The sequence below is a fragment of the Bdellovibrionota bacterium genome (genome assembly GCA_035292885.1).
Classification (GTDB): Bacteria; Bdellovibrionota_G; JALEGL01; order JALEGL01; family DATDPG01; genus DATDPG01.
Genome location: DATDPG010000068.1, coordinates 1 through 7,745, shown reverse-complemented (window position 1 = coordinate 7,745; position 7,745 = coordinate 1). Strand labels below are relative to the sequence as shown.

At 56.0% G+C, this 7,745-nt stretch carries 9 protein-coding genes; all 9 read right to left on the bottom strand.

The window, feature by feature from the left end; translation table 11 throughout:
* Window positions 1-1,104, bottom strand: a 1,104-nt coding sequence (locus VI895_05365; protein ID HLG19229.1) for an NADH-quinone oxidoreductase subunit M, incomplete at its 3' end; no start/stop codon positions are given.
* Window positions 1,101-2,993: an NADH-quinone oxidoreductase subunit L gene (gene nuoL / locus VI895_05360; GenBank protein ID HLG19228.1), complete on the bottom strand. Its 1,893-nt coding sequence runs from the start codon at window positions 2,991-2,993 to the stop codon at window positions 1,101-1,103. The genes nuoL and VI895_05365, both read right to left, overlap by 4 nt.
* Before the next feature lie 2 nt (window positions 2,994-2,995).
* The gene (gene nuoK, locus VI895_05355) at window positions 2,996-3,298 is read right to left on the bottom strand and encodes an NADH-quinone oxidoreductase subunit NuoK (GenBank protein ID HLG19227.1); all 303 of its coding nucleotides are present in this window, start codon (window positions 3,296-3,298) and stop codon (window positions 2,996-2,998) included.
* The gene (locus VI895_05350) at window positions 3,298-3,804 is read right to left on the bottom strand and encodes an NADH-quinone oxidoreductase subunit J (protein ID HLG19226.1); all 507 of its coding nucleotides are present in this window, start codon (window positions 3,802-3,804) and stop codon (window positions 3,298-3,300) included. Before VI895_05350 ends, nuoK begins: the two co-directional genes overlap by 1 nt.
* Window positions 3,801-4,862: an NADH-quinone oxidoreductase subunit NuoH gene (gene nuoH, locus VI895_05345; GenBank protein ID HLG19225.1), complete on the bottom strand. Its 1,062-nt coding sequence runs from the start codon at window positions 4,860-4,862 to the stop codon at window positions 3,801-3,803. The genes VI895_05350 and nuoH overlap by 4 nt, the downstream gene beginning before the upstream one ends.
* Window positions 4,859-6,127 carry an NADH-quinone oxidoreductase subunit NuoF gene (gene nuoF / locus VI895_05340; protein ID HLG19224.1) on the bottom strand — a complete coding sequence of 423 codons (1,269 nt, stop codon included), beginning with the start codon at window positions 6,125-6,127 and terminating at the stop codon, window positions 4,859-4,861. Before nuoF ends, nuoH begins: the two co-directional genes overlap by 4 nt.
* Window positions 6,111-6,596 carry an NAD(P)H-dependent oxidoreductase subunit E gene (locus tag VI895_05335; protein HLG19223.1) on the bottom strand — a complete coding sequence of 162 codons (486 nt, stop codon included), beginning with the start codon at window positions 6,594-6,596 and terminating at the stop codon, window positions 6,111-6,113. Before VI895_05335 ends, nuoF begins: the two co-directional genes overlap by 17 nt.
* A gap of 2 nt (window positions 6,597-6,598) precedes the next feature.
* Complete coding sequence (locus VI895_05330) at window positions 6,599-7,096, bottom strand: NADH-quinone oxidoreductase subunit C (GenBank protein HLG19222.1); 498 nt, start codon at window positions 7,094-7,096, stop codon at window positions 6,599-6,601.
* Entirely contained in the window at window positions 7,087-7,458 is a 372-nt protein-coding gene (gene ndhC, locus VI895_05325; GenBank protein ID HLG19221.1) for an NADH-quinone oxidoreductase subunit A, read from the bottom strand. The genes VI895_05330 and ndhC overlap by 10 nt, the downstream gene beginning before the upstream one ends.
* Window positions 7,459-7,745: the final 287 nt, after the last annotated feature.

Here is a 7,745-nt window from a genome sequence, read left to right as displayed (position 1 = left end):
CCCGCCGTAATCCGCGATCATAAGCGTATGCCTCCGTTCGTACATCATACCGACCAAAAGGAAGAGCGTTCCCGTGGAAATTCCATGGGCCACCATCTGAAACATCGCGCCGTTCAGACCCACGGGTGTAAGCGATGCAATACCCAAGACGACGAATCCCATATGGCTGACGCTCGAATAGGCGATCAATTTCTTGATATCTTCCTGTCCCATCGCGACATAGGCGCCGTATATAATCCCGATGACGGCCACGCCGCCGAGAACAGGTGCAAAGGTTTCCGCGCCGAACGGAAAGAGCGGCAGCGCCAGACGAAGGAGGCCGTAACCTCCCATTTTAAGAAGAATTCCCGCGAGAACAACGCTTCCGGCGGTCGGGGCTTCCACGTGTGCGTCGGGAAGCCAAGTATGAAAAGGGAAAAGCGGAATCTTGATGGCGAACGCCAAAGCAAACGCTCCAAACAGCCAGACCTGCAACCCCGATCGCATCGAAATTCGAAGGAGATCGGGAAGCGCCGTGCTGTAAAATCCGAACTGCCGTTCATGCATCACATAGAGGAGCAAGATGCCCACCAGCATCAACACCGACCCTCCCATTGTGAACAAGAAAAATTTCAGCGTGGCGTAAATCCGGCGGGGACCGCCGAAGACGCCGATCAGAATGTACATGGGGATCAGCATCGCTTCCCAAAAGACATAAAAGAGAAACAGATCCTGGGCGGCGAACGTGCCGATCATCGCCGTTTCCAAGAGAAGCATGGAGATCACGAATTCTTTTCTCCGTTCGGTGACGCTGTTCAAACTTGAAAAGAGCGCCAGCAAGGAAAGGAAAGTGGTCAAGAGGATCAGGATCAGACTGATCCCGTCCATTCCGACAAAGTAAGCGATTCCATAAGAAGCAATCCATGGAACGATTTGAATGAATTGAAGCTCCGCGGTTCCAAGGACGAATTCCCCCGCCAGCCGAAGCGACAGGCCGAGCGTAAGCGCCATGATGAGGACACCGATAAAATGAAACGCCCGATCGAATCGGCGGGGGAACAAGACCAACAACATGGCGCCGGCGGTCGGCAAGAACACCAATTCGGTCAACGGATTGAAGATCACGCGCCACCCCGGAACAAGAGATAGATCAACAGAACACATCCGAGGCCCATCCCGAGCGCATAGACCTGAACGTAACCGTTTTGTAAACGAGCCACGGCGCCCCCCAAACCCCGGACGTAGCGGGCGAAGCGGTAGAAAAAATCATCCACGACGCTGTAATCGACCAAGCGGGCCACGGCGGCAAGTCTCCGCGACAACGCGGATCCCACGAAGGACGCCAGGTCGTCGAAGCGATATTGGCGTTCCGTGAATTCGGCCAGTCGTTCGACGCGTATCCGGTGACGCTCGAGCTTGGCGTCCCACGACACGTAAGTTTTGAAGACAAGAACCAAAACGGCCAAGACCAAGAGGGTCACGTAAAACGCGAATTTTCCTTCCGTGAGATCGAACGGCAACGGGGCTTCGCCGGCCACCGGAAAGAGCCGGAGCGTAATGCGATGAAACGGGAATAGGCCGGTGCCCCCGAAAATCGACAAGAACGCCAGCAGATACATCGGCAACGTCATGCTTCGGGGGGACTCGTGAATCGTCCGAAGATTTTGCGTCGGAATCTTCGGAATTCCCAGGAAGACCAGGCAAAAAAGGCGGGTCATATAAATGACCGTCAGGACGGCCGCGGCCAAGGCCATCCAAAACAGAGTCAGGTGCCCCGTGGCGAGCACGCCGACGAGAATTTCGTCTTTGCTGAACCAGCCCGAAAATCCCGGGAATCCCGCTATGGCCAGAAAACCGACGGCAAAGACGATCGCCGTACTGATTAGATACGTCTTCAACCCGCCCATCTGCCGGATGTCCTGTTCTCCGTGCAGGGCGTGGATGACCGACCCCGCGGCCAAAAAGAGGAGCGCCTTGAAAAACGCGTGCGTCACCAGATGAAAAATCCCGGCGCCGGTGCTTCCCACACCCATCGCCAGGACCATAAATCCAAGCTGGCTGACGGTTGAAAACGCCAGCACCTTTTTGATGTCCGTCTGCGCCCAAGCCATCGTCGCCGCGATCAGCGCCGTAAAAGCTCCGGTCACAGCCACAACCTCGCTCGCCACCGGTGCGAGCGCGTAAAGGAAAGACATTCGCGCCAGCAGGTAGACTCCGGCCGTTACCATCGTGGCGGCGTGAATCAACGCCGAAACCGGCGTGGGGCCGGCCATCGCATCCGGAAGCCAAATGTAGAGCGGGAATTGCGCCGATTTTCCCACGCATCCGATAAACAGAAGGAGCGCCAGGAGTTCCAGGTGCATCGTTTCTTTGAATTCGCCCAGCGATCCATGATGCTGGATAGCTGCGATGTCCAACGTGGCGAACATGTGGTAGGCGAGAAAAATCCCGAGCAAGAATCCGGCGTCGCCGATTCGATTGACGACAAAGGCCTTGGTCCCGGCGGCCGTATTTTTCCGTTCCGAAAACCAGAAACCGATCAGAAGGTAGCTGCAAAGACCGACCCCCTCCCAACCGACAAAAAGAAGCGGCAGCGAAGTGGCCGTAACCAGAACCAACATGAATCCGCAAAAGAGATTCAGATATGCGAAAAATCGCCCGATCCCTTCGTCATGCGCCATGTATCCGACGGAATAGACGTGGATCAGAAAGCCTACTCCGGTGACCACAAGCGCCATGACCGCCGACAGAGCATCGACCCGAAATGACATCGGGACGGCAAGGCCGGTGACTTCGATCCACGAGCCAAGGTGAAGCACGATGTCGGGCAGCGGCGATTCGGCCAGCGTATCCATAGCGAGTGAAAAAGCGCGGGTAAAGGAGAGCCCCGAAGCGCCGCACGCAATGATCCCGGCTACCGCCGGAGACAGACGAACGCGGAGAAGAACGAGAATTCCCAGGATCAGACTTCCGAGAAAGGGAAACGCAATCAGCCAAAAAACCGTGCTCGGCATTGTTACCTCTGAAGGTCCCTGATTTCATCCAGCAGGAGCGATTCATGCACACGTCCCACGCCGATGATGATCGCCAAACCGACCGCCGCCTCCGCAGCCGCGATGGCGATCACGATGAAAGCGGCTACGTGCCCGAACTCGTCGCCCAAAGCTCTCGAAAAACCGATAAACGCCACATTCGCGGCGTTGAGAATAATTTCCACCGAAAGAAAAACCGTGATCGCATCCCTTCGCGTGAGAATCCCGATCGAACCAACGGCCAACAAAACGAAACTCAGCGCCAAGACATGGGACAGAGGGACAATCACGAACGCTCCTCCTCTTTCCGCATCGTCGAAAGGATGACGGCCCCGATCATCGCCGCCAAAAGCACCAACGACACCAATTCAAACACCAGTGCGTACGGTCCGAGCAGCAGCTCGCCGACGGAAGCCATGGAGCCGAACGATTCTTTGACGGCGACCGGCGCAATCGACGGAAACGAGACGACTTTAAAAAGTGCGGCCAGAATCAAGGCAAGAAGCAAAAGGCTCCCCAGACTGATCAGCCGTTGCTTGGCCACCTGTCGCCGTTCGATTCGCACATTCAGGAGCATGACGACGTAGAGAAAGAGCACTAAAACAGCTCCCGCGTACACGAGGACCTGAATCACTCCCAGGAAGGGCGCACCAAGCAGGACGAAAATCGCCGAAACCGCAAAAAAACTAGCCACCAAAGAAAGAGCGCTCGTTACGGGATTGCGAAGAAGTATGACGAGCAGCGAAAAAAGGACCGCGGCGCCACCGAACAGATAGAAGAGCCCCGCGGTCATCTGCCGCTGACTCCCACGGCGACACCCACCGTCACCAAGAGATTGACCAATCCAAGAGGAATCAACCGTTTCCATCCAAGGGCCATCAGCTGGTCATAGCGGAAGCGGGGGATCGTCCAGCGAACCCAAATAAAAAAGAACAGAAACGCCGTCACCTTGGCGATGAACCAGAGCGTCGGGAGAATCCAAAGAATCGGATCCCCATAAATATCCTTGCCGATCGCCGCACCCAGTTTCTCCCAACCGAACATCGGCAGGAGTTCCCAGCCGCCGAGGAACAAAAGCACCACAAGGCATGAAACCGTGACCATGTTCGCGTATTCGGACATGAAGAACATGGCGAATTTCATACTGGAATATTCCGCGTGGTAGCCGATAATCTCCGCTTCGCCTTCGGCCAGATCGAACGGCAATCGGTTCGTTTCGGCAAAAATCGAAGCGACGAAGAGCAAGAATCCGAGCGGAGTCAAAAAAATGAACCAGCTGTCGCTCTGCATGGCGACGATATCCCCCAAGCGTGCCGAGCCGGCGAGCAACAGTACGGAAACGATCGAAAGCCCGAGCGGAATTTCGTAACTAATGAATTGGGCCGCCGCCCGAAGCCCGCCGAGGAGAGGGTACTTGCTGTTCGAAGCCCACCCCGCCAGCAAAATGCTGAACACACCGAGCGACGCCACGGAGACGGCGAACAAAATACCGACGTCGATGTCGGCAACTTGCAGCGGGACGATCACCCCGTCAATCCTCCGCGCACCGAACGGCACGACGGCAAAGGCCAAAACCGCTGGAAAAACCGCGAGACAGGGCGCCAATAAATAGAGAATTCGATGGGCTTTAGCCGGACGCACCTCCTCCTTGAAAATGAATTTGATCCCATCCGCCATGCTTTGAAGCAGACCAAACGGGCCGACTCGGTTGGGGCCCACGCGATCCTGCATCCAAGCGCTTACCCGCCTCTCCGACCAGACCATGATGTACACGAACACGCCGAATACCACCCCGAAGGAAACTACGAGACGCAGAGCCGAGCCGATGAGTCCCGGATCGAACAAAATCACGAGGCCACCGCCAGACGGCAACGCTTGTCGGCCAAGTGTTGATCGAATTCCTCGCGGAATTTCTTCACAATGCTCTCGATCGGCGCTGCCGCCGCATCCGAAAAGACGCAGATCGTCTTCCCCTTCATGTTGTCGCAAATGTCGTAAAGGAGATCGAGATCTTTTCGCGTACCCTCCCCCGTCTCCAGGCGACGGATGATGTCCGCCGCCCAGCTGGTCCCTTCCCGGCATGGCGTGCACTGCCCGCACGATTCGTGGGCGAAGAACTGGGCCAGCACGCGCAGCGCCTTCACCATGCAGGTCGTATCGTCCATCACAATAACGGCGCCCGATCCCGCCATCGTCCCTTTTCCGGCCAGCGATTCGAAATCCATCGTCACGTCGCACTCATCCGCGCGAAGAACCGCCGACGAGGCACCGCCGGGAATCACCGCTTTCAACCGCCGGCCGGGTCGAAGGCCCCCGGCGTGTTGCGTGATCAATTTCATCAACGGGACGTTGATCGGGAGTTCGTACACGCCCGGTTTTTGAACATGGCCACTCACCGCGAACAGACGCATCCCGGGCGCCTTCTCGGTCCCCCACTGCCGGTACCACTGGACCCCCTTGAGCAAAATATCCGGAAGATTGGCGAGGGTTTCGACGTTATTCACGATGGTGGGACAGCGGAACAGACCCTCCACCGCCGGGAAAGGGGGCTTTAGTCTCGGCAATCCGCGCTTGCCTTCGATCGACTCAATTAACGCCGTCTCCTCGCCGCAGATATAGGCCCCGGCTCCCATATGAACGTGGATCTCCAGGTCATAGCCGGAACCCAAAATATTCTTGCCGAAGTATTTTTTCGCTCGCGCCTCGTTTAGAGCGCTCTGCAGACGTTTCGATTCTTTAATAAACTCTCCGCGCACATAGACATACGCCGTGTGGCATTCGATGGCGTAAGCGGCTATGACGATCCCTTCGATCAGAAGATGCGGGTCGCGCAATAGGATTTCACGGTCCTTAAACGTTCCCGGTTCCCCTTCATCGGCATTCACACAAAGGTAGGTCGGCTTTCCGGAGTTCTCCGGTATAAATCCCCATTTCATGCCGGCGGAAAAACCGGCTCCCCCGCGTCCCCGAAGCCCGGAAGCTTTCACCAATTCGGTTACCTCGGCCGGCTTCATCTTTAGCGCCTTTCGCAGACCCTCGTACCCTCCCGCTCCTTCGTAAACGGAGAGCTTGAAGCATTCCGGCCGGTCGAAGTTCTTGCTAACGATTTTTTCCATTGTCCTTCAGCCGTCCGATCAGCTCCTCAAGCCTTTGTTCCGTGACGTTTTCAAAATAGTCGCCGTCGATTTGAATCGCGGGGGCGCCCCCGCAGGCCGCGAGGCATTCGACCGTCGAATAAGAATATTCCCAGTCCGGCGTTGTTTCGCTCGGCTTGATTCCCAGATTTTTCACCACCCAGCCCATGAGACGATCACAGCCCCGAAGGCTGCACGAAAGGTTCCGGCATATCTGAATGTGATGTTTGCCCATCGGCTTCGTTTTATAGAGCGTGTAAAACGAGACCACACTTTCCACACGCGCCGCGGAAAGATGGAGCTTCCGAGCCACATACGCCCGCACTTCCGGTGTGAGGACGTCGAATTCTTCCTGCGCCAGCCACAAGACCGGCAACAGCGCCGCGTCCGATTTGGGATAGCGCGATACAATATCGGCGAATTTTTCTTCGGCCGAGCTGGAAAAACGCACGCTCACAGATCCTCGGGAGTTTCCCGATCCCCTTTCAACGGATAATCCTTCCGCTGGGGGAAGAGCGTGACATCGGGCGCGCTCAAGATCCGTTCCAACTTGGGATGGCCTTCGAAAAGGATGCCGTACATGTCGTACGCTTCTCGTTCCTGCCAATTGGCGCCGCGCCAATAAGGCGTCAGGGACGGGACGGTCAAAGTCGCATCCGGCACGCCGACGCGAATTCGAATTTGGTGTTGATGGGGTTGAGAAAAAAGGTGAACGACGACCTCGAAGCGAGGCTTCCGGGCCATGTAATCGACGCCGCAAAGGTCGACAAAAGAATCGAAGAGCAATTCGGGATCGGAGCGCAAAAACTCGATAAGAGCTCTTAGCTCGTCCCCCATGATCTGAATCCAAAAATCACCTCGAATTTCGCCACTCGACGAGATTTTTGAGCCCATAAATTCCGAAATTCGCTTTTGCCGCTCCGGCGTCACGGAAAAGCTTTCTAATCCCATTCGAGCCCCCCTTGCCGCCAAGCGTAGAGGTAGCCGACCAAAAGAATAGCCAAAAAGAGAAATGCCTCGGCCACCAGGAACGGGACTCCCCAGTACGAAGCCTGCGGACGAAACAGGATCGCCCACGGAAACAAGAAAGCCGCTTCTACGTCAAAGAGGACAAATAGGATGGCAAGGCGGTAATATTTCACGGGAATCTTGATATGCGCCGAACCTTTGGCAGGAACTCCGCACTCGTACGGCTCCATTTTGGCCCGAACGTCTACGTGCGGACCGAGAATGCTGGTGATGAAAAGCAGGCCGAGGGGAAACAAGATGGCCAGAACCAGCGACAACAAAATCGGGAGGTAACTGGAAATCATTTTTTCCTTTAAATTTGAGGCGTTAGTATAGGTCGGTCGCTATTGTGTCAAGGAATTCACAGAGCTTCGAGCCTCGGAAATTTGGTGACTTTTTCCTAATCGACAGCATTGGGAACGGAGGGATGGCCGAACTGTTCTTGTCCGTGCGGTTTGACGACCCTCGCCCCGATCAACCGAAATTCGTGGCGATCAAACGGCTCCTGCCCGCTTACGCGTCGAAGCGGGAGTTCGTCGACCGCCTGACGAAGGAAGCCAAACTTTCCGTTTTTCTCCGCCACCCGAATATC

Coding starts and splice junctions, on each gene's coding strand:
- nuoL (HLG19228.1), bottom strand. CDS start 2,993: ATGCCGAGCACGGTTTTTTGGCTGATTGCGTTTCCCTTTCTCGGAAGT.
- VI895_05350 (HLG19226.1), bottom strand. CDS start 3,804: ATGACCGCGGGGCTCTTCTATCTGTTCGGTGGCGCCGCGGTCCTTTTT.
- VI895_05330 (HLG19222.1), bottom strand. CDS start 7,096: ATGGGATTAGAAAGCTTTTCCGTGACGCCGGAGCGGCAAAAGCGAATT.
- ndhC (HLG19221.1), bottom strand. CDS start 7,458: ATGATTTCCAGTTACCTCCCGATTTTGTTGTCGCTGGTTCTGGCCATC.
- nuoF (HLG19224.1), bottom strand. CDS start 6,127: ATGGAAAAAATCGTTAGCAAGAACTTCGACCGGCCGGAATGCTTCAAG.